The organism is Ruegeria sp. BHSB056 (assembly GCF_059613305.1).
This window is the reverse complement of record NZ_JBXWSG010000054.1, coordinates 1-24,857: the sequence shown is the minus strand read 5'-3', so window position 1 is coordinate 24,857 and position 24,857 is coordinate 1. Positions and strand designations below refer to the sequence as shown.

Annotated in this window: 26 protein-coding genes, 1 other RNA gene and 1 riboswitch; of the genes, 13 read left to right on the top strand and 14 right to left on the bottom strand. The window is 58.5% G+C overall.

What is annotated here, in order from left to right; all coding sequences use genetic code 11:
- Positions 1 to 227 precede the first annotated feature (227 nt).
- The 5 genes from AC2FND_RS13500 to AC2FND_RS13480 form a co-directional block, all read right to left on the bottom strand.
- Positions 228 to 1,805, bottom strand: a complete 1,578-nt coding sequence (locus AC2FND_RS13500; RefSeq protein WP_496770276.1) for an ABC transporter ATP-binding protein — start codon at positions 1,803 to 1,805, stop codon at positions 228 to 230.
- Positions 1,802 to 2,908 carry an ABC transporter permease gene (locus AC2FND_RS13495; protein WP_496770275.1) on the bottom strand — a complete coding sequence of 369 codons (1,107 nt, stop codon included), beginning with the start codon at positions 2,906 to 2,908 and terminating at the stop codon, positions 1,802 to 1,804. The genes AC2FND_RS13500 and AC2FND_RS13495 overlap by 4 nt, the downstream gene beginning before the upstream one ends.
- Positions 2,909 to 2,912: 4 nt before the next feature.
- Entirely contained in the window at positions 2,913 to 4,007 is a 1,095-nt protein-coding gene (locus tag AC2FND_RS13490; RefSeq protein ID WP_267363536.1) for a microcin C ABC transporter permease YejB, read from the bottom strand.
- 1 nt (position 4,008) lies between these two features.
- On the bottom strand, positions 4,009 to 5,913 hold the full coding sequence (locus AC2FND_RS13485) for an extracellular solute-binding protein (RefSeq protein WP_496770273.1): 1,905 nt from the start codon (positions 5,911 to 5,913) through the stop codon (positions 4,009 to 4,011).
- 170 nt (positions 5,914 to 6,083) lie between these two features.
- The gene (locus tag AC2FND_RS13480; RefSeq protein WP_209507801.1) at positions 6,084 to 6,596 is read right to left on the bottom strand and encodes a c-type cytochrome; all 513 of its coding nucleotides are present in this window, start codon (positions 6,594 to 6,596) and stop codon (positions 6,084 to 6,086) included.
- A 120-nt stretch (positions 6,597 to 6,716) separates the two neighbouring features.
- Between AC2FND_RS13480 and AC2FND_RS13475 the strand changes: the two genes are divergently transcribed.
- The gene (locus AC2FND_RS13475) at positions 6,717 to 7,550 is read left to right on the top strand and encodes a prephenate dehydratase (RefSeq protein WP_209507731.1); all 834 of its coding nucleotides are present in this window, start codon (positions 6,717 to 6,719) and stop codon (positions 7,548 to 7,550) included.
- Here AC2FND_RS13475 and AC2FND_RS13470 read toward each other — a convergent pair whose 3' ends face one another.
- Genes AC2FND_RS13470 through nudC form a run of 3 tightly spaced genes read right to left on the bottom strand, consistent with a single transcriptional unit; the run spans position 7,551 to position 9,662 of the window.
- The gene (locus AC2FND_RS13470) at positions 7,551 to 8,183 is read right to left on the bottom strand and encodes a GNAT family N-acetyltransferase (RefSeq protein ID WP_496770271.1); all 633 of its coding nucleotides are present in this window, start codon (positions 8,181 to 8,183) and stop codon (positions 7,551 to 7,553) included.
- The gene (locus AC2FND_RS13465; protein WP_209598284.1) at positions 8,173 to 8,640 is read right to left on the bottom strand and encodes an SRPBCC family protein; all 468 of its coding nucleotides are present in this window, start codon (positions 8,638 to 8,640) and stop codon (positions 8,173 to 8,175) included. Before AC2FND_RS13465 ends, AC2FND_RS13470 begins: the two co-directional genes overlap by 11 nt.
- 38 nt (positions 8,641 to 8,678) lie before the next feature.
- Positions 8,679 to 9,662 (bottom strand): NAD(+) diphosphatase, encoded by a 984-nt coding sequence (nudC, locus tag AC2FND_RS13460; protein WP_496770270.1) that lies wholly within the window; start codon positions 9,660 to 9,662, stop codon positions 8,679 to 8,681.
- Between the two features lie 183 nt (positions 9,663 to 9,845).
- Here nudC and AC2FND_RS13455 point away from each other — a divergent pair, with 183 nt between their 5' ends.
- The 3 genes from AC2FND_RS13455 to rsgA all read left to right on the top strand — a co-directional run bounded on the left by AC2FND_RS13455 (position 9,846) and on the right by rsgA (position 13,039).
- The gene (locus tag AC2FND_RS13455) at positions 9,846 to 11,714 is read left to right on the top strand and encodes a bifunctional 2',3'-cyclic-nucleotide 2'-phosphodiesterase/3'-nucleotidase (protein ID WP_496770269.1); all 1,869 of its coding nucleotides are present in this window, start codon (positions 9,846 to 9,848) and stop codon (positions 11,712 to 11,714) included.
- A 39-nt stretch (positions 11,715 to 11,753) separates the two neighbouring features.
- Positions 11,754 to 11,852: signal recognition particle sRNA small type (ffs, locus tag AC2FND_RS13450), an RNA gene on the top strand.
- A gap of 158 nt (positions 11,853 to 12,010) precedes the next feature.
- On the top strand, positions 12,011 to 13,039 hold the full coding sequence (rsgA, locus tag AC2FND_RS13445; RefSeq protein ID WP_496770266.1) for a ribosome small subunit-dependent GTPase A: 1,029 nt from the start codon (positions 12,011 to 12,013) through the stop codon (positions 13,037 to 13,039).
- Between the two features lie 36 nt (positions 13,040 to 13,075).
- Here the strand turns inward: rsgA and AC2FND_RS13440 are convergent, their stop codons facing one another.
- Both AC2FND_RS13440 and AC2FND_RS13435 read right to left on the bottom strand, forming a co-directional pair.
- Positions 13,076 to 13,933, bottom strand: coding sequence for an alpha/beta hydrolase family protein (locus tag AC2FND_RS13440; RefSeq protein ID WP_496770265.1), 858 nt, complete (start codon positions 13,931 to 13,933; stop codon positions 13,076 to 13,078).
- Between the two features lie 132 nt (positions 13,934 to 14,065).
- A riboswitch (cobalamin riboswitch) is annotated at positions 14,066 to 14,284 on the top strand.
- Entirely contained in the window at positions 14,254 to 14,562 is a 309-nt protein-coding gene (locus AC2FND_RS13435; RefSeq protein ID WP_496770263.1) for a hypothetical protein, read from the bottom strand. It overlaps the preceding riboswitch by 31 nt.
- Here AC2FND_RS13435 and AC2FND_RS13430 point away from each other — a divergent pair.
- Complete coding sequence (locus AC2FND_RS13430; protein ID WP_496770261.1) at positions 14,561 to 14,782, top strand: hypothetical protein; 222 nt, start codon at positions 14,561 to 14,563, stop codon at positions 14,780 to 14,782. The two genes, AC2FND_RS13435 and AC2FND_RS13430, sit on opposite strands and share 2 nt — an antisense overlap.
- On the opposite strand, the gene AC2FND_RS13425 is transcribed toward AC2FND_RS13430, so the two are convergent.
- Positions 14,774 to 15,286 (bottom strand): protein-tyrosine phosphatase family protein, encoded by a 513-nt coding sequence (locus AC2FND_RS13425; protein WP_480474097.1) that lies wholly within the window; start codon positions 15,284 to 15,286, stop codon positions 14,774 to 14,776. The genes AC2FND_RS13430 and AC2FND_RS13425 overlap by 9 nt on opposite strands.
- 172 nt (positions 15,287 to 15,458) lie before the next feature.
- Between AC2FND_RS13425 and AC2FND_RS13420 the strand changes: the two genes are divergently transcribed.
- The 5 genes from AC2FND_RS13420 to AC2FND_RS13400 all read left to right on the top strand — a co-directional run bounded on the left by AC2FND_RS13420 (position 15,459) and on the right by AC2FND_RS13400 (position 19,688).
- On the top strand, positions 15,459 to 17,219 hold the full coding sequence (locus AC2FND_RS13420) for a DNA polymerase III subunit gamma/tau (RefSeq protein WP_496770259.1): 1,761 nt from the start codon (positions 15,459 to 15,461) through the stop codon (positions 17,217 to 17,219).
- A 190-nt stretch (positions 17,220 to 17,409) separates the two neighbouring features.
- Positions 17,410 to 17,763, top strand: a complete 354-nt coding sequence (locus AC2FND_RS13415) for a YbaB/EbfC family nucleoid-associated protein (RefSeq protein ID WP_209507712.1) — start codon at positions 17,410 to 17,412, stop codon at positions 17,761 to 17,763.
- 61 nt (positions 17,764 to 17,824) lie between these two features.
- Entirely contained in the window at positions 17,825 to 18,418 is a 594-nt protein-coding gene (gene recR, locus AC2FND_RS13410; RefSeq protein ID WP_480484672.1) for a recombination mediator RecR, read from the top strand.
- A 104-nt stretch (positions 18,419 to 18,522) separates the two neighbouring features.
- Positions 18,523 to 19,062, top strand: a complete 540-nt coding sequence (locus tag AC2FND_RS13405) for a histidine phosphatase family protein (RefSeq protein ID WP_480484703.1) — start codon at positions 18,523 to 18,525, stop codon at positions 19,060 to 19,062.
- A gap of 137 nt (positions 19,063 to 19,199) precedes the next feature.
- Positions 19,200 to 19,688, top strand: a complete 489-nt coding sequence (locus AC2FND_RS13400) for a hypothetical protein (RefSeq protein ID WP_496770256.1) — start codon at positions 19,200 to 19,202, stop codon at positions 19,686 to 19,688.
- Here AC2FND_RS13400 and AC2FND_RS13395 read toward each other — a convergent pair.
- Entirely contained in the window at positions 19,685 to 20,314 is a 630-nt protein-coding gene (locus AC2FND_RS13395; RefSeq protein ID WP_496770255.1) for a ribonuclease T2 family protein, read from the bottom strand. The two genes, AC2FND_RS13400 and AC2FND_RS13395, sit on opposite strands and share 4 nt — an antisense overlap.
- 130 nt (positions 20,315 to 20,444) lie before the next feature.
- Between AC2FND_RS13395 and AC2FND_RS13390 the strand changes: the two genes are divergently transcribed.
- Both AC2FND_RS13390 and AC2FND_RS13385 read left to right on the top strand, forming a co-directional pair.
- Positions 20,445 to 21,206, top strand: coding sequence for a DUF1013 domain-containing protein (locus AC2FND_RS13390; protein ID WP_209507702.1), 762 nt, complete (start codon positions 20,445 to 20,447; stop codon positions 21,204 to 21,206).
- 50 nt (positions 21,207 to 21,256) lie between these two features.
- Entirely contained in the window at positions 21,257 to 21,646 is a 390-nt protein-coding gene (locus AC2FND_RS13385; RefSeq protein ID WP_209507700.1) for a hypothetical protein, read from the top strand.
- Between the two features lie 55 nt (positions 21,647 to 21,701).
- Here AC2FND_RS13385 and AC2FND_RS13380 read toward each other — a convergent pair whose 3' ends face one another.
- Together AC2FND_RS13380 and AC2FND_RS13375 are read right to left on the bottom strand one after the other, a co-directional pair.
- Positions 21,702 to 22,733, bottom strand: coding sequence for a permease (locus AC2FND_RS13380; protein ID WP_496770253.1), 1,032 nt, complete (start codon positions 22,731 to 22,733; stop codon positions 21,702 to 21,704).
- Positions 22,726 to 23,034, bottom strand: a complete 309-nt coding sequence (locus AC2FND_RS13375; RefSeq protein WP_209598296.1) for an ArsR/SmtB family transcription factor — start codon at positions 23,032 to 23,034, stop codon at positions 22,726 to 22,728. Before AC2FND_RS13375 ends, AC2FND_RS13380 begins: the two co-directional genes overlap by 8 nt.
- A gap of 133 nt (positions 23,035 to 23,167) precedes the next feature.
- On the opposite strand from AC2FND_RS13375, the gene pdxR reads away from it, so the two are divergent.
- Positions 23,168 to 24,628 carry a MocR-like pyridoxine biosynthesis transcription factor PdxR gene (pdxR, locus tag AC2FND_RS13370; protein ID WP_209507694.1) on the top strand — a complete coding sequence of 487 codons (1,461 nt, stop codon included), beginning with the start codon at positions 23,168 to 23,170 and terminating at the stop codon, positions 24,626 to 24,628.
- The last annotated feature ends 229 nt before the right edge of the window (positions 24,629 to 24,857 follow it).

Genomic DNA, 24,857 nt, shown 5'->3' with positions numbered 1-24,857 from the left:
TGAGACTGTCGAAGGCACAAGTGCCTTCGACCCTACCTCTGTACAGTCACCACTTGGACTTGAGCCATTCCCAAAGCGCCGCGCCAAACAAAACTGCGAAAACTGCGAGACCTAGACCAACTTGAGCTTTGAAAGAGGTTCGGAACTCTTGGCTGCTGAATGCAACTAAGCAAGAAATCCCGACGAAGAATGCCTTACCGACGTAGTCATTTCTTTGTTTTTTCATGCTATCCCGCCGCTGCAATCAGCTCGCGGGTATAGTCGGTCTGGGCGTTTTCGAACAAAGCCTCGGCCGCACCCATTTCCACCACATCCCCATTTCGCATGACGATCACGTTGTGCGACATCGCCCGTACGACTTTCAGGTCGTGGCTGATGAATAGGTAAGCCAGCCCGTATTTCTGTTGCAGATTGCGAAGCAGATCGACGATCTGAACCTGAACGGTCATATCCAGCGCGCTGGTTGGCTCGTCCAAGACCAGCAGTTTGGGCCGCAGAACCATCGCGCGGGCAATGGCGATGCGCTGACGCTGACCGCCGGAGAACTCGTGCGGGTATCGATCCATCGTCGCCGGATCAAGCCCCACTTCGGTCATCACCTCGGCCACAAGTTCGCGTGGCGCGCGGTCCGGGTCGACGTTGTGAATGGCCAGACCTTCCGCAATGATCTGCTGACAGGTCATCCGCGGGCTGAGGCTGCCAAACGGGTCCTGAAACACGATCTGCATGTCCTTGCGCAACCGGCGCAGTTCCCGCGTGGACCATTTGCGCACGTCCTGATCGCGAAAGGTGATGCCCCCCTCGGACGCGATAAGCCGCATCATGGCCAGTGCCAGTGTGGTCTTGCCCGACCCGCTTTCGCCAACAATCCCCAACGTCTCACCCGCGCGCACGCTGAGGGTCGCGTCGTTCACCGCTTTCACATATCCAACCGTACGCTTCAGAAACCCGCGCTGGATCGGGAACCAGACCTTGAGGTGATTGGTGCGTGCGACCTCTTCCGCATCTGTGGCAACGGGTTCAGGCTGACCCGACGGTTCTGCCGCCAGTAGTTTGCGGGTATAGGGGTGCTGCGGGTTCTCGAATATCTCGGCCGTCACGCCGGTCTCGACAATCTCGCCGTCTTTCATCACACAGACCCGGTCGGCGATGCGGCGCACAATGCCCAGATCATGGGTGATAAACAGCATCCCCATGTTTTCCGATTTCTGCAATTCAGCCAGCAGCTCGAGGATCTGCGCCTGAATGGTCACATCCAGTGCCGTTGTCGGCTCATCCGCGATCAGGATGTCCGGTTTGTTGGCAAGGGCCATGGCGATCATCACACGCTGCCGCTGACCGCCCGACAACTGATGCGGATAGCTGTCCAGCCGGTCTTGAGGGTCGCGGATACCGACCTTGGTCAGCAATTCGACAATCCTGTCCCGTGCCACATCGCCAGCCACACCCTGATGCAGGGCCAGCGATTCAGCCATCTGTTTCTGGATCGTGTGCAACGGGTTCAGCGAGGTCATCGGCTCCTGAAAGATAAAGCTGATGTCATTGCCCCGCACATCCATCAGATGCTGTTCCGAGGCGCCAATCATCTCTTGCCCGTCATAGGTGACTGAGCCTTCGACCAACGCGCTGTCGCCCAGCAGGGAAACGGTCGATAACGCCGTCACGGATTTTCCTGATCCGGATTCACCCACCAGCGCGACGGTTTCACCGCGGTCCACGGTGAAGGACACGCCTTTGACCGCCGCGTTGATCTGCCCATCCTGACGGAACGAGACCTTGAGGTTTTTCACATCCAACAAGCTCATGAGAAGGTCTTTCTGGGATCGAACGCATCCCGCACGCCTTCAAAGATGAAGACCAGCAGCGACAGCATGATGGCAAAGGTGAAGAAGGCGGTGAAGGCCAGCCATGGGGCCTGAAGGTTCTGCTTGGCCTGCAAGGTCAGCTCTCCCAGCGAGGGGGCCGAGGACGGCAGGCCAAAGCCCAGATAATCCAGCGAAGCCAGCCCGCCGATGGTTCCGGTGACGATGAACGGCATGAAGGTCAGCGTGGCCACCATCGCATTGGGCAGCATGTGGCGGAACATGATCGTCATGTTGCCAACACCCAGCGCCCGCGCCGCGCGCACATATTCAAGGTTCCGCGCCCGCAGGAACTCGGCGCGCACCACTCCAACCAGCCCGGTCCAGCTGAACAGGATCATCAGCGCGACCAGCAACCAGAAACTTCGCCCCAGCACCGCAAACATGATGATGATCACGTAAAGCGACGGGGTTGCGGACCAGATCTCGATGATCCGCTGAAAGATCAGGTCCAGCCAGCCACCAAAGAACCCTTGGATGGCACCCGCGAAAATCCCGATCAAGCTAGCCGCACCCGTCACCAGCAGCGTGAACAGGATCGACAAACGAAAGCCGTAAATCACGCGGGCCAGCACGTCGCGCTTGGTATCATCGGTACCCAGCAGGTTCTGGCCGTTGGGCGGCAGGGGTGCCGCGCCGGGCCGGTCCACCGAGGTATTGAAGGAATAGGGGATCAACGGCCAGAGCGACCAGCCGCGTTCAAACCCCTCAGCCTGGAATGTACCGGCGCCGATCTGCTCGATGATGCCTTCGGGATCGTCGAAACAGTCTTCCAATCCGCCGCTGTCGATCAGGCACTGAACTTCGGGGTCGCGATAGATCGCTTCGGTCTGGAAATCACCGCCAAATTCTGTTTCGGCATAGAAGTTGAAAACCGGCGTAAAGTACTCTCCCCGATATTTCACGAGGATGGGTTTGTCGTTGGCGATGAATTCGGCAAACAACGACAGGCCGAACAACACAGCGAATATGATCAGCGACCAGAAGGCCCGTCTGTTGCGGCGGAAGTTGCTCCAGCGGCGTTGGTTCAGCGGGGACAAAGCCATTTATTTACCCCTCCCGCTTTTCGAAATCGATGCGCGGGTCGACCAGCACATACATCAGGTCGCTGATAATGCCGACGACCAGCCCCATCAGACCGAAGATGAACAGCGTGCCGAAGATCACCGGGTAATCGCGCGCAACGGCAGCTTCGAACCCCAAACGGCCCAGTCCATCCAGCGAGAAAATCGTCTCGATAATGATCGACCCGCCAAAAAACACCCCGATGAACACGGCCGGGAACCCTGCAATCACAATCAGCATCGCGTTGCGGAAGACATGACCGTATAGAACCTTGCGTTCACTCAGCCCTTTGGCGCGGGCTGTCATGACATACTGTTTCTTGATCTCATCCAGAAACGAGTTCTTGGTCAGCAGGGTCAGTGTCGCAAAAGCCGAGATTGTCAGCGCAATCGTCGGCAACGCTATGTGCCAGAAATAATCCGTGATCTTGCCAAAGAAACTCAGGCTGTCCCAATTGTCCGACGTCAGGCCACGCAGCGGGAAGATTTGCCAGTATGACCCGCCAGCAAAAAGCACCAGCAGCAGGATCGCAAACAGAAAGCCCGGAATGGCATAGGCCACAATAATCGCCCCGCTTGTCCAGGTATCGAATTGCGATCCATCCTTGACCGCCTTTCGAATACCCAGCGGGATCGAGACCAGATAGGCAATCAGGGTCGACCACAGCCCCAGCGAGATCGAGACCGGCATCTTTTCCAGCACCAGGTCGATCACGCTGATCGAGCGGAAATAACTCTCGCCGAAATCAAACGTCAGATAGTTGCCCATCATGATCACGAACCGTTCAAGCGGGGGCTTGTCGAAGCCGAATTCTTTTTCAAGTTCGGCAATAAACTCGGGCGGAAGGCCGCGTGCGCCGACATATTTGTCGTCGAAGACACCGCCCGCCGGTTCGGAACCCGCACCGGCGTCGCCCCCTCCGGCGAACCCGGCGAATACGTCACCCTGACCTTCGATTTGCGCGATGATCTGTTCGACCGGCCCGCCAGGTACGAACTGGACCAGCGTGAAGTTGACGATCATGATACCCAGAAGGGTCGGAATGATCAGCAATAAGCGTCTTAGTATATAGGCGCCCATGTTATCGCAGCGCGCCTTTCGCTTTCAACGCAGCCTGTTTTTCCGGATTGATCCACCACAGATCAAGATAACCCAGTGAATAGGGCGGCAGGTTTTCCGGGTATTCGTACATATCGTAATATGCTGTCCAGTATTCTGCGATGTACCCCACGGGGATTACGAAAAACTCGTACCGCAAGGCGCGATCCAAAGCCATCAACGCCGTGTCCTGATCTGCCTGATTGTCCGTTTCAAAGGACGCCTCGATGATCGCGTCGACCAAGGGGCTGGCCAGACCTGCCGGGTTGAACAGACTAAAGGCCGCTTCTTCCGATCCGTACATCTGGCTCAGACCGCCCCCGGTAGACAAGAACGATCCGTAGCGCGTGGAATAGACCATGTCATAATCCCGCTCGCGGCTGCGCAAAGTGTATTGCGCCGGATCAACTTTCTCGGTCGAGGCATCCACCCCGATGGATTGCAGGTTCTGGACATAGGTTTCGATCATCGTTGCGGTCGAGGTCGGCAGGTTTGAAGGATATGGAATATTAACCTTCAAAGTCTGCCCGTCGGTATTGCGACGAATATTGCCTTCGCCGACGGACCAGCCTGCCTCGTCCAGCATGTTGGCAGCCTTGCGCAGGTTTTTTCGGTCATTCAGGCGTGCAGGGTTTGATTCGTGCGCCACAACAGCGGGTTCCGTCAGGACATCTTCGGGAACAACGTCGCCCAACGCCTGCAGGAACGCCAGCTCCGTCCCTTCGGGCAGGCCTTGCGCCTCGATCGGGGTTCCTTGCGTGAAAGAATTCCGCGGCGTGTTCAAACCGAACAACAATGACTCGTTCGTCCATTCGAAATTGAAGGCCAGGGCCAGGGCCTTGCGGACATTCTTGTCGGCAAATTGCGGTTTTCCAAGATTGAAGACAAAGCCCGAAGGTGTCGGCGGGCTGCCATCCGCGATCTCATCCCGAATAACTGTGCCTTCATCCAGCTTAGGGAAGTCATACCCGGTCGTCCAAAGCTTGGGGTCACTTTCGATCCGGAATGTGTATTCACCCGCCTTGAAACCCTCGAACGCTGCCGTCTGATCAGCGAAATACTCGACCCGGATGGTATCGAAGTTGTTGCGGCCGACATTGAAAGGTAGGTCCTTGCCCCAATAATCGTCCCGGCGTTTGTAAACGATGCGGCGATTGATGTCGTAGCTGTCGAGCTTGTAGGGGCCGGAGCCCACCGCCACTTCCAGCCGCGGTTCATCCAGCCGCCGTGTCTCATCCGCGTCGAACCATGCTTTTGAGAAAACAGGAGTTGAGCCGACAGTTTCAATCAGGCTGCGGCGGGTGACTTCGGGATTGAAGGTAAATTTGACGGTATGATCATCCAACGCCTCGGCCCCTGTCACCATGCGGCCAACGGCCTGCGCGTAAGACGGCAGGCCCTGTTCGATGAACAAACGGTGGCTGTAGACAACATCTTCCGCCGTGACAGGCGTGCCATCCCAAAAAGTTGCTTCGGGGCGCAAATGGAAAATGACGAAATTGCGCCCTTCGTCATATTCCAGACTTTCCGCAACTACGCCGTAATACTGCCCGACACTGTCTTCGGTACTTTCAAACAGACGGTCATATTGCAATGTGGTCAGCGCACCGGCGCGCCCTTTGCGTGAATAGGGGTTGAGAGAATCGAACGTTCCAGAGGCTGCCAGCGAAAGCTCGCCACCCTTGGGGGCGTTGGGATTCACATAATTCAGATGCGCATAGTCTTCCGGGTAATCCAGATTTCCGAAATACGAATACCCGTGGCTGCGGGTGACCCCCTCATCCAGCGCCTGTGCAGCATGCGGAGCAATCAGAGCGGCACAGAGCCCCAAAATGCCAACCCATGGCCTTACCTCAAGATCACGTGCAGCAGGCATCAGGGATATCATATTGCTCATCCTCTCGGTCATTGTCACCGTCAATGTCGTAACCGCTAGCTAAAGTGCCAGCACGTGCAGATTCAAGTTTAGAATGCGTGAGCACTTTGTGAAGGTTTCTTCAGACAAAAAAGCCGCTGCGTTGCGGCAGCGGCTTTGAATGGTTCTGATCGGTCAGGCAATCAGTTGCCAATTGTCTGCAGATAGGCAATCACGTCGGCACGATCCTGCGGCTTTTTCAAGCCGGCAAAGCTCATCGATGTGCCCGAGATATAGCTGCCGGGCTTGGTCAGGAAGGCATCCAGCGCTTCGGGTGTCCAGTTGCCGCCATGCGCCTGCATACCGGCCGAGTAACCGGTGAAGCCGTTGGCCGAGGCGACGGGGCGATTAACCACACCGTACAGGTAAGGGCCGGTGCCGTTTGCGCCGTCTTCCAGCTTGTGGCACGCGGTGCATTTGCGGAACACTTTTGCGCCGCTCTCGACGTCTGCGGCGGCCAGCAGGTCCTCAAAGACCACTTCTTCACCGTCGGCGCTTTCGCCCGAGCTTTCGGTTTCGATAATGTAGGCGGCCTCAGCCGAGCCATGGCCACCGGAAGAATAGAGGACATCCGCCCCCCACTTGGCCAGAAGCAGCACCAGGAATGTGCCGAACAGGCCTGCGGCGGCCTTGGTTACTGTCATCGTGTCGAACATTGATCGCGAGTCCATTTCAGCTGTCTGGGCAGCTGTCTAAGGCTTCCCCTTGCGAGAGGCAAGGTATAGACACCGCGACGAAACGACCAAATCGCGAACTTGTTGCATGGAATCGACCAAATGACCAATCGCATTGCTTTTCAGGGGGAACCCGGCGCCTACAGTCACGAGGCTTGCCGCAACGCTCGGCCAGATATGGAAGCCCTGCCCTGCCGCACCTTCGAGGATGTGATCGAATCGGTCCGCTCAGGCGATGCGGATCTGGCAATGCTTCCGGTCGAGAACACGACCTATGGGCGGGTGGCCGATATTCACCGGCTGTTACCCCACAGCGGGCTGCATATCATCGATGAGGCCTTTGTCCGGGTTCATATCAACCTTCTTGCCGTGCCGGGTGCAAAACTGGAAGACATAACCGAGGCGCATTCGCATCTGGTGCTGCTGCCGCAATGTGCGGGTTTCCTGAAGGAACACGGCATTCGCGGCCGCGTCAGCCCCGATAACGCCCGCGCCGCCCGCGAAGTGGCCGAGGAAGGCAATCCGCATTCAGCCGCGCTGGCCAGCGAGCTGGCCGGTGAGATCTATAACCTGAACGTTCTGGCCCGCCATATCGAGGATAATGACGACAACACGACCCGCTTTCTTGTCATGTCGCGCGAAACGGATTTGTCCCGCCGGGGCGATCATGGGATGATCACCAGCTTTGTGTTTCAGGTCCGCAACATCCCTGCTGCGCTTTACAAAGCGATGGGCGGGTTTGCCACCAATGGGATCAACATGACCAAGCTGGAAAGCTATATGGTCGACGGCTCCTTTACCGCGACGCAGTTTTACGCGGATATCGTCGGGCATCCCGAAGACCGCAACGTGCAGCTGGCCATGGACGAGCTTGAGCATTTCACGACAAATGTCGAGGTTCTGGGCGTCTATCCGGCAGCACATCCGCGTGGATAATCACGGTTCGCGACGGCATTCCTTTGGGCTTGTTTGGATGTTGCCCGTTTTTCGAAGCTGTTTGCAATGCCGGTGGCTCCCAATGTCCCGCGCCGCTGCGCCTGGAATCGTCGCTCTCCAGCGGTTAATCCGGTAGACCTTTGACACAGACCCATCTTGCGTGCGGTAGGTCCGGAAACCCATGGCTTCGTAGTAGGCCAGACCTTCGGTATTGCCTGCGCCAATTGTTGCATCGATAGCAGGGAGACTATGCGCGCGGGCCGCGTCCAGAGTGTGCGCGAAAAGTGCGCGCCCGATCCCAAGCCGGGCGGCTGATGGTCGGATATGGGTTCCAATCACGCCCCACCCCACTGACACGTCATAGGGGTTGTTTTCGACCGCATATTTCAGGGATTGGAACCCAAGCACGTGACCATTCGGGTCCGTGGCGATTGTACACCGCAATTGATCCGGGTGGCGAATATAGTGCCTTAGGGCAAAATCGACATCGTGGGCTTTGCGCCGCTTGCCAGCCAAGACCAGATCGTGAAGAACACCAGCGACCCCTTCGGCATCGCTTTCGGATGCGGGTTTGAAATTCAGGTGGTCCGGGCCTCTCGCACCTGCGGTGCGATCTTGTGTCTCAGCCGCCATGCAGGTGCCTTTGCTCCAACTCGCGTGCGAATTCGCTGAGACGCACCTGAAACTGCTTGCGAAATCTGGATTGCCCCAGCTTCATGGATTGCAACAGCAACCGTGCCGGCAGGGACTTGGCTGCGAGTGACATTTCAACGCTCAGGCGCGTCCGGCGCGGGGACAGGGCCAGAAAATCCACGGTCGTGAACCCGGTAATGCCCTTGCTGGCAGCGTCAAATCGCATTTGCGAAGGCCTGTCGAAATCCGTCATCACCACCGACATCTGACGCGGCTTTCCGCGCAGTTTAAACTCCGTATTCCATTCGGTTCCGGCAGTCACCGCTGTGCCACCGCCCAAACGGCGCACATCGATGCCACGGCGCATTGCCATACGCTCGAATCTTTCGAAATCCGACACCATGTCGAATACCGATTGGATGGGGGCCTCGATATCTTCGCGCGCTGAAAACTGCATAATGACCTTTGCTGTATTATTGCTGAGCCAATGTTTCCTCAGTCCAGAGTATCTGCAAGCCAGTTCTGAAGCAGAAAATGAGCGATTGCCCCTTTGCGCGCTGGCAATAGCCTAGGATGATCGCCAGCAAAGGCCTGCATCATTTCGGATTTGCTGACCCACATCGCCTCTTCTATCTCGACCGGGTCGATCACGATGTCGCGTGACAGCGCCTCACCCGCACATCCAAACATCAATGAGGCCGGGAACGGCCAGGGCTGGCTGGACAGGTACGAAACCGCACCTACCGGCACGCCCGCCTCTTCCATCACTTCGCGGCGCACTGCTGCCTCAAGTGTTTCGCCGGGCTCAACAAATCCCGCCAGCAAGGAGAACATCCCATCAGGCCAACCCGGAGACCGGCCCATCAGCACGCTGTCACCATGCGTGATCAACATGATCACAACCGGATCGGTGCGCGGAAAGTGCTGCCCGCCACAGGACGGGCAACTGCGCTGCCATCCCCCCTGCGACACCTCGCTGGCGGCACCACATCGGGCACAGTAGCGATGCGTTTCATGCCAGCCGATTATTGCCTTTGACGTTGCCGCCAGTTCCGCGTCGCGCGCCGACAGCCGTGTCATGATCCGGCGCAGTTCGGCAAACACGTGGCCTTGCGGTAAATCCGGGTGTTGTTGTTCGGACTTGTCCACGAAGGCGCCCAGACTGGTCAGATCCAGCCCCTCGGCTGTCCATGCGGAAATATCAACGGCAAACACGGGGGCGCTGTCAGCGCTCAGACCCAAAAACACCGGGGATTCAATGACGCCGCCGGGACCATTGCTGATCAGCGGATGCGTCATTGGGATCATGGCAAGCTGGTCCAGCCCCTCACCCTGTACCAGCAGTTTTCCACGCCACAGCAAGATACAGCGGGCAGCCGGGTTGTGCATCGCCTCGGTCAGCTTGTCCGCATCTCCGCGATACTGCGCCGCCCGATCAAGGCCCGAACCCCCGAAGGTTACCTGCTCTGCGTTTTTCATTGGATTTCCTTTTGATCTTGCGCACAGGGCTGCCACGTCTCGGCCTGTGTTGCAATGGCTATTCAGGGACGGAAAATCCACCACCCTGCCGCTGAAAAGCCGCATGGTGGCCTCGGAAAAATCATCTAGAGTGAATTTTGATGGATTTAATCAATACCCACATTCAATAGCAGAATACTCAAAGTGAAGATCCCCTTCTCGACGCAGGTACAGCCCATTGGTGACAGTGGGAAAATTCGCATTCTGGCCACAACCGACCTGCATATGAACCTGACCGGTTTTGACTATTACACCGACACGCCAGACCAGACGATTGGATTGACGCGCACCGCCAGCCTGATCCGCGCTGCCCGACAAGAGGCCGAACGCGCGCTGGTGCTGATGTTTGACAACGGGGATTCGTTGCAGGGAACCCCAATGGGCGATTGGGCAGCAAAAAGTGGCACCGCCCATCCGATGATGAAGGCGTTCGAAGCCCTAGATTATGACGCGATCGGGCTGGGTAACCATGATCTCGGGTTCGGGCTGCCGTCATTGGGCAACATCCTGACGCAAGCCCCCTGTCCGGTCGTTTGCAGCAACCTGTATCGCACGCGCGGACCTCAGCCCTGGCAGCGGCATATCGTTCTGAACCGCACTGTGTCTTTGAACGGTAAAGACATTCCTGTTCGCATCGGCATCTTCTCGGTTCTTCCGCCGCAAACGGCCTGTTGGGAGGCACATAATCTGGATGACGATATCGTCGTCGAGGATATCCTGCTTGCGGCAAAGTCCCTGACGCAGACTTTGCGCGACGAGGGGTGTGATATCATCGTGGCGCTTGCCCATTCCGGCCTTGGGGGCAGCGAACCGGTGGCGGGGATGGAAAACGCCGTGATACCCTTAGCCGCAATCAATGGCATCGATGCCATTGTAGCCGGGCACACTCACCTGACACTTCCAGGAGAGGGTCACGCCAATACCCCGATGGTCGATCACCTGACGGGGCTGGTACATGGAACGCCCGTTGTCATGCCGGGATCAGCGGGCTCTTACCTGGGGGTTATCGATTTGGCCGTGACCGCCGGGCCGGACGGCAAAGTGCAAATCCGGGATTGCTGCGTCGAACTGCGCCCGGTTATCAGCAACGGCACAGCCGTCGGGGAAGACAGTGAAATTGCGGGCTTGTGTGAGGTGGCACATCGTATGACCCGTCAATCCGTTGCCGCACCGGTGGCACATATCCCGGATACATTGCACAGCTATTTCAGTTGCTGTGCGCCGGATCGCGGGCTGACTCTTGTAGCTGCGGCGCAAGCCGCCGCACTGCGCCCGTTTTTGCAGGGAACCGATCTGGCGGGTCTGCCGATATTGTCGGTTGTTTCGCCTGCCAAATCCGGCGGGCGCGCAGGACCCCGCCATTATACCGAGGTACCCGCCGGAGAGATATGTCTACGCCATGTCGCGGATCTGCATGTGTTTCCCAACGAGTTGCGCGCAATCCGGATCAGCGGTGCGCACCTGCTGGACTGGTTGGAGATGTCAGCCAGCGTATTCAACCAGTTAAAGTCTGGTTCCGAACCCGAACTGATCAACCCTGAACGGGCCGGGTACAATTTCGACATCGTGTTTGGACTGTCTTATCAGATCGACCCCACGCAGCCGCCGCGATACGATGCGCAGGGGAAAATGATCCATCCCGACCACAGGCGGATCAGTGATCTGACATATACAGGCCATCCCGTACGACCGGAGCAGATATTCGTTATGGCGCTGAACAATTACCGCGCCAGCGGAGGCGGGCATTTTCCGCATGCGACAACGACAGAGCAGATCAGCCTGCCACCGCTGAGCATCAAGGACCTTGTGCGGGATTACCTGTCACAGCACCTTCCACCTGATCCGACCGTCTCACAGCCCTACCCGTTCTCGCTGATGCCGCGGCGGGGCGTGACGACAATTCTTCGAACAGGTCCGGGCGCCCTGAAATATCTGGATGAGTTACGCAGGTTCGATCCCGTGCTGCTGGGCTCGGATGGCAGGGGATTTGAACGAATCCGCCTGACGCTCTGACGGGTTGTCTTTTCCCGATGCCTTCCCTATATCCGGACTCGAGAGGTTGGCGCGGGCGAGCGCCTCGCCAACCTGGTCAGGTCCGGAAGGAAGCAGCCACAACGAGCCCCGCTTGGGTCGATGTCCAACCTCTCACTTCGTGAACCATAGCCGCAGGAGGGCTTTATGATTGTATTGAAAACCCTTCAGGCAGACTGGTTCTGATTCACCGGAATCGCCGGACTGCCTGAACACACGACCTGCGGATGCGCGATTGCCATCCGTTGGCATTGCTGTTTTTGAAAACAGGCAGATAAATGTCCTATACGCTTTCGGACCTGGGATGGTCCTCTCACTTTGCCGCGCAACACGCGGCTTTTCCTTCTGACACGCCCTTTCGTATCGCATCGGTACATCGGGACCGTCTGATCGGGCTGAGCCCGGATGGTGAAATCCCTTTGCTGACACCGGATAATCCGACCGGTTCATATGCCGTCGGAGATTGGGTCATTGCAGACGCCGAAAACCGCGTGCGCCACCTTCTGGACCGGCGCAGCCTGCTGCAACGCAGAGCTGCCGGTACAGGTGCCGCAACCCAACTGATTGCGGCCAATGTCGATGTTTTGTACATCGTCAGCTCGTGCAATGCGGACTTCAACCTTCCCCGACTGGAACGTTATCTGGTTCTTGCGCACCAGGCCGGATGTTATCCGGTTGTTGTCCTGACGAAAGCTGACCAGTCGGATGATCCCGGAAGTTTCTCGGGACAAGTGGAATCTCTGGACCCGTTTTTGACGGTTTTGACGATCAACGCTCGGGATCCGGCAGATGTCGAAAAGGTTCTGGCATGGTGTCCCAAAGGCCAGACCGGCGCGCTGGTCGGGTCGTCGGGCGTGGGTAAAACGACGCTCAGCAACACCATGACAGATCAAAACCTCGCCACGTCTGGAATTCGCGAAGACGACGCACGGGGCAGGCACACGACAACGGTGCGCGCGTTGCACCGGATGAGAAACGGTGGATGGTTGATCGACACGCCCGGAATGCGCGCATTGCGCCTGCTGGACGCCCAGGACGGGATCGACGACGTATTCTCGGACATCACAGAGCTTGGCCAAAGCTGCCGCTTTTCGGATTGTCAGCACGAAACCGAGCCCGGCTGTGCCGTGCAGAGCGCAATCGACGAAGGCGTGCTTGATCCGGCGCGGCTGGACCGCTGGCGCAAGCTGCGGCGTGAAGATCAGCGAAACTCGGAAACCGTTGCGCAATCGCGGGCGCGGGACAGGGCGTTTGGCAAGATGGTGCGCGGTGTCATGCAGGACAAGAAACTTCGTAAACGGCCATAGCTGCAAGGTGTTATGGAAAACCTGCGTCGCGTCTGATCAGGCGATCAGGCGCGGCCAGACCGCTGCATTGCGCCGGGCAAATGCCCCAATGTGACCAACCTCCGGCAGTCCGAATTCAGCGGGCTTCAGAAGGTGGCGTCTGGCCTCGGGGCCGTACAGATCGGCAAGGCGCCAAACCGCCTCGGGCGGAGCCATCTGGTCATCTTCGAAGGTAAACAGATCCACAGGTGTTCCAGAACTGCCCCAATGCGCATCAGGCAAATTCTGCCCGATCTCGGGAACGTAGCTAAGAGGAGCTGTACACCATTTGCGCCATTGCCAGTAGACCGAGGCGGGCAGGTCCGACCCAAACCCGATTGCTTTGCCGGGCAGATAGCCAAGTGCCCGCACCATCAGCGGTGCATGGCCATACCAGAACAGCCCCGCCAAACCCCGATAGGGCCATGGGTGATCTTTCAAAGTCACCAGCCCCGAACACACACCGATCATACGGTCGATCTGGTCGATATCCGGCTGCACCGGCCCCAGCATCGCACCGACCGAATGGCCGATGGTCCACTGCTGCGCCTTAGGAAACCGCCTGCGCATCTCGGCCCGTGCCGCTGGCATGTCGATCAACGCCCAATCCGCCATTGTCGCGGTTGCGTCTTTCAGGCGGCCGACCAAAGAAAGCCCGTAGTCCCGATAGTCATAGGTCAGGCAAGCTATCCCCCGCTCGGCGGCCAGCCATCGCGCGAAGTGTTGATAATAGTCACGCGGCACACCTGTGGCACTGTTCAGCACGACAACGGTTTCCGGCTCACCCACTGGCCGGTACAGCCGCGCCGACAAGGTCACAGACCCGGACGGAAAGCGGAAATCTTCGATCAACACCGTCTGTTCCGAATCCAACATGATCCCCGGCTTTCCCTGAAACAATGGTTTGCCTGCCTTCGATGCCGACGACACTAGGCCGGAACGTAAATCGCATCCAGCATGACCAAACGTCCGGCCTAAAGATCGGCTTGACTCGGAACGCGATCAGGCGCTAGCGGTTGTGTGATGGTTTCCGGCCCCCACAAGAGGTCGGGATGAAAAGGGAACACGGTGCGGTTTGTCTGGTCATACAGACATCAACCTAGTCCGCGACTGCCCCCGCAACTGTAAGCGGTAAGCAATGCCGAAATACCACTGGCCCATGGGCTGGGAAGGTCGGCAGAGCAATGACCCGCAAGTCAGGAGACCTGCCATCGGAACTGAAACCGAAACTCGGGCGGGGTGTCCGGGCAGGTCCTGACAGCGAGATGCTGTCCCACCTGCTCCAATATCCAGCCCACCACGCGCGGAGGGCGCAGGATGATCTGGAAGACAAAATCACACGTATACAGCGCAACTGTGTGCCAGCGGACGGGCAAAACCTGCCCGGCTTTGGCGCGACTGGCCCGCTCGATTTCCGAAGCCATGGCGCAGGCGGTTTCGGCCACCAGCGAGGATTTCGAATTTGAAGGTAACAGCGCGCTGTCACATTGCGCGGAGGGGTGCATGGCGGCGATCCGAGCGCGATCCGACGGCGTTCGCGTTTTCTGCGGGGCGCACCCTGATACAGCAATTCGGGATCTGGATGCCTATGCCGATTTGATCTTCGGACCTCAATTCAGCACGCTGCCATCGGGCATTGTCGCGAACCCGCCTTGCGCCATGATCGAGGTTTCAACGATCCGACCCCCGAAATTCGGTTACGCACCTCAGCAGCTTTCAGCTTGATCCCACTTCCACCTGTGCCGGCGTGATCCGGGACGCCCAGGCCAGCTGCGCATCGGTTTCGACAGCGCACGGGCGTACGGCCCGCAGGCGGTCCAGTGCGTCACTGGCGCGTTCACCGCATTCAACCATCAGTCGCAGAACAATCATCCCGGACCTGCCGCACCCACCACGGCAGTGCACTAGGACCCGGCCACCACCCGACAGTGCATGTCGGGCCGTGGCGCTGACCTCTGGCCAGGCCTTCCGAACCGCTTGCGTTGGCGCCCCAAAATCTTCGATTGGCAGGTGAACCCACCGGCTGGCCCGGCTTTGGATGTCACTGCCAAAGTGCTGCGCGCCATCCTGAAGCATTTCGACATCCGTCGTCATTGAAATCACAAGGCCCGGTTTCCACGCCGCAATCGTATCCAGATCGGTGGCGTAATCCCCGCCACGCCCGGGCATAGAAGTAAGGGCAAGCGTCCCGCCTCCGACCTGCAGAGCAAAGATGACCAATTGCGACATGAAGTGCGTCCTCCCCCAAGGTACTCTTTAAGAAATGAGTCATTAAATCCGCTGGTCCAGTTTAGTTGGAAACCAGGCCGTTCCTGAAACAAAAAATCATCGCGCCCCACAGTGGACGCGGGCTGCCGCCGCCACTACGCTGTGCCGAAGCACCGAATCCGAGCGAGAAGACATGACAGACACGCCCAGCCCCGCCTATCAGGTTCTCGCCCGCAAATACCGTCCGGAAACCTTTGCCGACCTGGTGGGGCAGGATGCCATGGTGCGCACCCTGAAGAACGCTTTCGAGGCCGACCGGATCGCGCAGGCCTTTATCATGACCGGCATTCGCGGAACGGGAAAAACGACCACGGCGCGGATCATCGCCAAGGGCATGAACTGCATCGGACCCGACGGAACCGGTGGCCCCACAACCGAACCCTGCGGTCAGTGCGAGCATTGCGTCGCAATCATGGAAGGCCGCCATGTGGATGTGATGGAAATGGATGCCGCCAGCCGTACCGGCGTCAACGATATCCGCGAGATCATCGACAGTGTACGCTATCGCGCCGCCAGTGCGCGCTACAAGATCTACATCATCGACGAGGTTCACATGCTCTCGACCAGCGCATTCAACGCGCTGCTCAAGACGTTGGAAGAACCGCCCGCGCATGTGAAGTTCATCTTCGCGACCACCGAGATTCGCAAAGTGCCGGTCACGGTTCTGTCGCGGTGTCAGCGGTTTGACCTGCGCCGGATCGAGCCCGAAGACATGATCGGTCTGCTGCGCAAGATCGCCGGGGCCGAGGGCGCGCAGATCGCCGACGACGCACTGGCGCTGATCACCCGCGCTGCAGAAGGGTCGGCCCGCGACGCGACCTCACTGCTCGATCAGGCAATTTCACACGGGGCCGGTGAGACGACGGCAGATCAGGTCCGTGCGATGCTGGGTCTGGCGGATCGAGGTCGTGTTCTGGACCTGATGGACATGATCCTGCGCGGTGACGCGGCAGGGGCGCTTACTGAACTGAGCGGGCAATATGCGGAAGGCGCGGACCCTCTGGCCGTTCTGCGCGATCTGGCCGAAATCACGCATTGGGTGTCCGTCGTAAAGATCACACCTGACGCGGCCGAAGACCCGACGGTTTCCCCCGACGAACGCACACGGGGCCAGCACATGGCCGAGGCTTTGCCGATGCGGGTTCTGACCCGGATGTGGCAGATGCTGCTGAAGGCGCTGGAAGAAGTCTCTGCGGCGCCCAACGCGATGATGGCCGCCGAGATGGCTGTTATCCGACTGACGCATGTCGCTGATTTGCCCAGCCCCGAAGAGCTGATCAAACGGCTGCAAGACACCCCGCCTCCGCCTCCCGGCGGGCCGGGCGGAGGCATGTCAATGTCGCGACAGGCCCCGGTGGCAACGCAATCCAACGGGGCCCCGCCTGCCTATACATCGCCCCCGCGCGGAGCGGGTGGCGCACCGGTTGCCGCACTGTCGCAGGATGCACAGACGGCCCTGGCCCGCTATCCAACCTTCGGGCATGTGGTGGAACTGATCCGCACAAACCGCGATGTGAAACTGCTTGTCGAGGTGGAAAGCGGCGTGCGCCTTGTGTCGTATCAGCCCGGCCGGATCGAATTCACCCCGACGCCTCAGGCACCGTCGGATCTGGCGTCGCGATTGGGCTCTGCCCTGCAACGATGGACCGGCAATCGGTGGGCCGTCTCCATTGTCTCGGACGGAGATGCGGCGACCATTGCGGAAGTACGGGACCGGGCCGAACTTGCCCTGAAAGCCGAGGCCGAAGAACACCCGCTGGTTCAGGCAGTGCTGACGCAATTCCCCAAGGCAAAGATCATTCGGATCGAAACACCGGAGCAGCGCGCCGCCAAGGTTGAGACCGAGGCCCTTCCCGAGGTCGAAGATGAATGGGACCCCTTCGAAGAGGATTAGCCCCTCAGCCCGCAGGTCCACGCTTCAAGAAACCAGCATACTCACGCCCCTCCACCATGCAACTGAGGGAGGGAATGCAAGCGCATAAATGATCGGTCCGCGACGCTCTGATCTGGACAGGCGGGAGACCTCTTGTGCCGCCTGCCTGCGGTCCGTATTTAGAACCAAACAGAAACACAGGAGACGACTGATGCTGAAAGGACTCGGCGGGCTTGGCGGTCTGGGCGACATGGCCAAGATGATGAAATCCGCACAAGACCTGCAAACCAAGATGACCGAAATGCAGGAAGAACTGAACAACATGATGGTTGTCGGCGAATCCGGTGCAGGACTGGTCAAGGCAACAGCTACAGCCAAGGGTGAACTCAAGGGGCTGGACATTGATCCGTCGATCTTCAACGGCGACGACAAGGAAGTGGTCGAAGACCTGATCCTGGCCGCGATCAAGGACGCTCAGGCCAAAGCTGCCGAACGTTCACAGGAAGAGATGGGCAAGCTGACCGAAAGCATGGGCCTGCCCAAAGACATCAAGCTACCGTTCTAAGCTTCATCTTTTCGCAAATACTCCCGCCGGAGGCTCCCTCCGGCGCAAAGCAGGACAGGCCATGGGAACGAACAGCGAAATCGACAATCTGATCGACCTGATGGCCAAACTGCCGGGGCTGGGCCCGCGCTCGGCCCGCCGCGCGGTGCTGCACCTGATCCGCAAACGCGCCTTGCTGCTGACGCCCCTGTCAGACGCTATGCAGCAAGTGGCCGTCACCGCCCGCGAATGCCTGAATTGCGGCAACGTAGGCACCACCGATATCTGTGACATCTGCAATAGTGAGGCCCGAGCGACCGGCGAACTCTGCGTGGTCGAGGACGTCGCCGACCTCTGGGCGATGGAGCGGTCAGGCGTCTTCAAAGGCCGCTATCACGTGCTGGGTGGCACGCTGTCTGCACTGGACGGGGTCGGCCCGGACGAGCTGCGCATTCCCCGCCTCAAGGATCGGGTCCTGGCCGAAGGGATCACCGAAGTGATCCTTGCCCTGAACGCCACCGTCGACGGTCAGACCACCGCCCATTACATCGCGGACCAGCTGGAAGGTCAGGTGCGCCTGACCTCACTTGCGCAAGGCGTGCCCATCGGCGGAGAGTTGGATTATCTGGATGACGGAACGATCACGGCGGCGCTCCGGGCGCGCAAGGAAATTTAGGTCAGCATCTATTAATCAGCGTCCTTAAAAAGAGGCAACAAGAACGGCACCTCAAACGGTATTCAATTCAGGTACACATCTTGAACAAGTATCCAGATCTTTTTGTGCTGCGACATGGCGAAACCGAATGGAACACACTGGGGAAGTTCCAAGGGCGCAAGAATTCGCCGTTGACGGAAATTGGCAAGTCTCAGGCCCGGAAACAAAATGAGATACTCAGGCGAATACCGAATGCACCTTTGCGCGTTTTCGTCAGCCCGCAAAAGAGAGCAATGCATACCGCCCGCTTGGCAACGACGCCTCATCATGAGTTGATACATGATGAACGGCTTATGGAAATCGCGTTTGGGCAATGGGAAGGCGCAACGCGTGATTTCATCCGAGAGCAAATCGATTGTTCCTATGAAAGCTATCATTGGTTCTTCCGCAGCCCGGGTGGGGAAAGCTTTGATGACATCTGCGGTAGAGTAGACTCATTTCTGAAGGAACAAGATGAACCTGCGATCATAGTAACCCACGGCGTCACGTCCTTGGTGCTGAGAGGGCTTTGGTTGGGTCTCGATCTGGACAAGTTGCTACAGCTACCCCGAACTCAGGGTTGCGTGTTTCATCTTTCAAACGGAGTTGAAACCATAGTGACCTGAACAAATTGCTTGGGTTCGAAACTCATGTTGTACTCATCATCGTTGTCAGAACAGTCGCGGTGACAAAAAAGCGACTTTGGATGACCATGGAACTACTCTAAGGATAGGTAAACTCAGCGATTATTTTGGAGCCGCCCATGACCCGCCTTCTCGCCTTCACCTTCGCCGCCTTCTCCGCAACCGCTGCCCTGTCGCAGGAACTCGTCGACAAAGGCTTTGTTGAAGGCTGGAACATCATGATGGACCCGGCGCTTGGGAACGGGTGTCTGATCCAGACGGTCTATCAGGACCTCTCGGTCGTGCGGCTGGGCTATGACGCGTTGGGCAATCGCGGGTACTTCGCCGTTTACAACAAGGCCTGGGGCAATATTGAACAGGGCAAAAGCTATCCCATCCGGTTCGAACTGGACGGCAAGAGCTTTGATGCCACCGCCATCGGGTTCAATGAACGCAAAGTGCCCGGTGCGACAGTGTTCTTCACCGACCGGAATTTCGTCACCGCGATTGCCCAGAACAAGACGATGACGGTTTACAATCCCGCGGGCGAGGTGGTGATGGCGATTGATCTGAAAGGCACCGCCAAGGCGCTGGACTATGCGCGGGACTGCCAGAACAAAAAGCTTTAACGAATCGGATCGAACAGCGCGTCCTTGGCTGTGCAGTCGCGGATCACATTGCGGCCGCATGGCACCGGATCAAGGTCGCGCGACAGGCACAGGCGGACCTCTTCAATATAGCCCTGTTTGCAGGTGACCGTGATCATATCGCGCTCAAGCCCCGGATTGGCCTTCAAAAACGCATCCTCGACCACCGAAGCCGGCAGTTTGACGGAAGCGTCCAGTTTGCGGAACACCTGAGGGTGTTCGACCGCATCATAGGCACGCCGGGACAGGGCGAAATAGTCGGGCGCAGATAGCCCCGAACAGGTGCCGTGTTTCTTCCACTGATGCCATGCAAGGCCCGCACTGCCCTGAATATCTTCCATTTCCCGCGTCATGCGGCGTGTCGGCGGTGCCTCGGGCGAGCGGCAGAAGGATGGCCAGCCCTGATGAAATTGCGGCCAGAGCCCGTGCAGGATCCATCCGTGGTCGTGCCGGTCGTCGCATTGGTCTGACCCGCGTGCGTCCCCTTCGCGGGCGCACCAATTGGGCGACCAGCTAAGCGACAGGACGTAATAGTCGAACTCACCTGCTTTTTCACCTTCGGCCAGCGCTGCCATCGCGCTGAAGACCCACAATACGACCCAGCGCATTCGCCTCTTCCCTTCTTGCTGCGTGGCGACTATATACGGGCCAAGTTCCCCGACAACGGAAACCTGCCCCAAGACCAAGGGGCCGCCGAATTCCGGCGACGGGAAAGATGTATGTATAGGAGACGGGCTGATGGCAAAACCGCTTATGGCCAAGGCAACCGCCGTATGGCTGGTGGACAACACCACGATCAGCTTCAAGCAGATCGCGGATTTCGTAGGGATGCACGAACTGGAAGTGCAGGGTATCGCTGATGGCGATGTGGCCACAGGCGTAAAGGGCTTTGACCCGATCGCAAACAACCAGCTGACCCAGGATGAGATCGACGCCGCGCAGAACAACCCGCTGCACAAGCTGAAGCTCAAGTTCAACCCGGCGGCATCCGGCGAAGAAAAGCGCCGTGGCCCGCGTTATACCCCGCTGTCCAAGCGTCAGGACCGTCCGAACTCGATCCTGTGGCTGGTCAAGTTCCACCCCGAACTCAGCGATGGCCAGATCGCCAAGCTGGTTGGCACCACCAAGCCGACCATCCAGTCGATCCGCGAGCGCACCCACTGGAACATCTCGAACATGCAGCCGATCGACCCGGTTGCGCTGGGCCTGTGCAAACAGTCCGAACTGGATGCGATCGTGCAGAAGGCCGCAGCCAAGAAAGCGGCCGAAGGCGGCGTGATGAGCGATGACGAGCGTCGCAAGCTGGTTTCGACCGAGCAGTCGCTCGAAATGGATGCCGCGCCGAAAATCCCGACCGCGATCGAAGGTCTGGAGACCTTCTCGCTGTCCGAGGATCGGTCGGATGAAAAAGACGACGAGCCTGTTATCGACGCCGACAGCTTCTTTAACCTGCCCAAAGGCGGGGCGGATGATGAAGACGAGGATGATCCTCGTCTGTAACAGGCAATCAGCCCCGGTCGGAACGGCTGGGGCTTTTTGACGGACTTGTCATGCTGAACATTCTTTCTGCGATCTTCGGCCCGCACCGCGCCGTAACGATCTATGCCTTTCTCAGGACATGGGGGCTGGGTCTGGCGGGCGGTATTATCATGATTGCCATCGTCACCACCTTGTTTCTGCTGGGGGACGAAGGCGAACACGAGCACGAGGCTTTCCTAATCGTACCGGTTCTGTCCGCGACGCCGGTGAACGGGGACCTGAAGAACGGCGTCGTGGCCTCGGTTCGCCTGCCCGATGGATCGGCCACGTCGATTACGTCGACCGAGTCGCAGATTTCACAAACCGTTGGAACGACGGCCTGCGTGGAAAAACGCGTTTACGTCAAAAGCGGTGAAGCCCGGTATCGGTTCAAACTGCCCCGCCTCTGCGAATCCGGGTGATCGAGATTTCAGACCAAAAGAGCCGCCCGATGCTGACACCGGGCGGCTTTTTCATTCAAACCACCTGAAAGATGATACCTGCGATTATTGCGCCCCCAACACCAAGGCTCAGGTAGGCGGCAAACACGCGCGGTTTGACCAATGACCAGACTGCGGCCATCGCCGGTATGGAACTGACGGCACCCGCAACCATGAACGACATCGCAGCCCCCGCGGTCATGCCCTGTTCGACCAGACCCGCCAGCAGCGGCGGCGCGACGTAAGAGTTCAGATAGGCCGGCATCCCCACCAGCGCGGCGACAATGATCGGCAGCACGCCTTCTCCGCCAACAACGCCAGCGATCAGGTCCGCAGGCACATAGTTGACCAACAAAGCTTCGAGCACATAGGCCAGCGCCAGCCACTTCAGCAGGAACAGCCCGTTGTGCACGAATTCCGAACGGAACCGAACGCGACGCTCGGGCTCTTGCCAGAACTTCCAGACCGGCGTGTCATCCGCTTTCGGACCACATCCGCAACACCCGGCAGGCTTGTATTCGCGCAAGGGCTGCGCGAACGCACCTTGCCGCATCAGCAACCGAACCGCGAACCCGCCGAACAGGCCAAGCGCAACGGCTGCAACCGCTTTACCGATGGCAAAGGGCCATCCCAGCGCGGCTGCCGTAATCAAAAGCGTAGGCGGGTCGATCAATGGCGAGCTGAGCCAGAACGCCATCACGGCCGACAGCGGCGCTCCGAGTGCAAGCAAGCCCGCAATAAAGGGAATGACTTCGCAAGAGCAAAACGGTGCGAGGCCGCCGAACAGGGCGGCCAGAAAGATCATCCGGGTCTCGCGCCCTTCAAAAGCGCGCGCCACCATCACCTCGGCCCCCGTCGCCTTGAGATATGACAACAGAAGCACGGCAAACAGGATGTATTGTCCCGTATGTGCCAAGGCCCTGACTGCAAAACTCGCAACCTCAGGCAGGTTGCCGGGGTCGAGAACGGCCACCGCCGCAAGAATGACGACAATCAATGCCCAGGGCGTCTTGATCATCTCCATCGTGCCTTTGGCGGTCAGTCGGGGGGATTGCGTCAATTCAGCCATCGTTGGCCGCCTTTCCAACCGCGTCAGCGCAGCATTCACTGAGAATAAACTGCGCCAGCGTCTTCAATTCATCAAAACAGGCCCGGTTAATCGTGGTGCGACCGATCTTTTCCTGTTCAACCACACCTCCGGCTGCAAGAAACCGCAGATGGTGCGCCAAAGTCGACGGGGCAATCCCCGTCCGGTTCTGGATTTCGCCAACGGTCAGACCGGCCTCACCTGCCCGCACCAGTGTCTTGAGGACTTTCAGCCGGGCTTCCGAGCCCATTGCGGAAAATCCGGCAGCAGCAGTTTCCCACATGAGTTGCCTCCATTAAACTAGATTTCTAGTTTTGTAGTTTCACAAAAGACCCTGGTCAACCCACCTTGGGAAAATTTTCCATGACGCTGTAAGTCCAGATTGCCCCTGCCTTAAGTCCAACCTATAAGCAGGCATGGGGATATCGGTCGAAACATTCTTTCTTGAGCTTAACGGTCAGGGCACGTTGCAGGCCCAGATCCAGCAGATGATTGCCGAGGGCATTCTGTCCGGTCGCTTTCATGTCGGGGAAAAACTGCCATCCTCGCGAAAGCTGGCCGCACATCTGGGTGTCAGCCGCATCACGGTAACGCTGGCCTATACCGAGTTGCTGGCAAATGATTATCTGACAGCAAAGGGCCGGTCAGGGTATTACGTCTCGCAAAACGCGCCGGTTCCGCCCAAGTACTCGCCCGTGCAGCGCGGCACGGAATCTGTCGACTGGGACAAGGCACTGGCACGCCGCTTTCTGGACAGCGACGTCCTGCCGAAACCCAGCAACTGGCGCGAATACCGCTATCCGTTCATCTACGGTCAGGCCGACCGGACCTTGTTTGACCACGCCAACTGGAGATTATGCGCGGTTCGCGCCTTGGGGCACAAAGACTTCGATTCGCTGACAGGGGATTACGTGGATCAGGATGATCCGTTGCTGATCGAATTCATCGCGCGCCACACCCTGCCGCGCCGTGGTATCGTTGCCCGCCCCGAAGAAATCTTGATCACCCTGGGCGCGCAGAACGCGCTTTGGCTGGCCTCACGCATTTTGCTGACCCACAATCGCACTGCCGTAATCGAAGATCCCTGCTACTACGCGCTGCGAAGCCTTTTGAACCACTGGGATTGCGCTGTGACGCCCCTGAGCGTCGATCGCGACGGCTTGCCACCCGAGGCGATCCCAGACAAAGCGGACGTCATCTTTACCACCCCCAGCCATCAAAGCCCGACAACTGCGACGATGCCGGTCGACCGCCGCAACAAGCTGCTGGATCGGGCACGCGATCTGGATGCAATGGTTGTCGAGGACGACTATGAATTCGAGATGGCCTTTCGCAGCGCACCTTCGCCCGCGCTCAAGTCCATGGATCGGGATGGGCGCGTGATTTACGTCGGCAGTTTTTCCAAGTCGCTGTTTCCGGGATTGCGGCTTGGATACATGGTCGGATCCGAACCTTTCATCCGCGAAGCACGTGCGCTTCGCTCGTTGGTCCTGCGCCACCCTCCGGGTCATATTCAGCGCACGGCAGCGTATTTTCTGTCATTGGGCCATTACGACGCGCAGATCCGACGTATGTCGAAAGCCCTGCAAGAGCGGCGCGATGCGATGGACAAAGCCATCGAGGATAGCGGGCTGACAGTGGCCGGGCGGGGTGTTATGGGCGGCTCATCAATGTGGATGTCGGCCCCTGAGCACGTCAACACAACGCAACTTGCGCTAAAGCTGCAGAACCAGAGTGTTCATATCGAACCGGGTGCTCCGTTTTTCTCGGGGCCCGACAGGCCACAGAACTTCTACCGCCTCGGGTACTCTTCTATTTCGACCAACCGCATAGCCCCCGGTGTCGAACTTATCGCGGATGCCATCCGGGCTGCCTGAGGTCGCACTGGACATATTCCGCAGACGCGTCTGGCCCTAACGCAGGTCGCACCCTTACGCCAAAACCATATCAACCCCCGGGCCCCGGTGCCCGGTTTCCTCACTCTTGCTTGGAGAGCACCCCTATGAAGATGACGACGGAAGAGGCCTTTGTTAAGGTTTTGCAGATGCATGGTATTGAGCATGCGTTTGGGATCATTGGCTCTGCGATGATGCCGATTTCGGATCT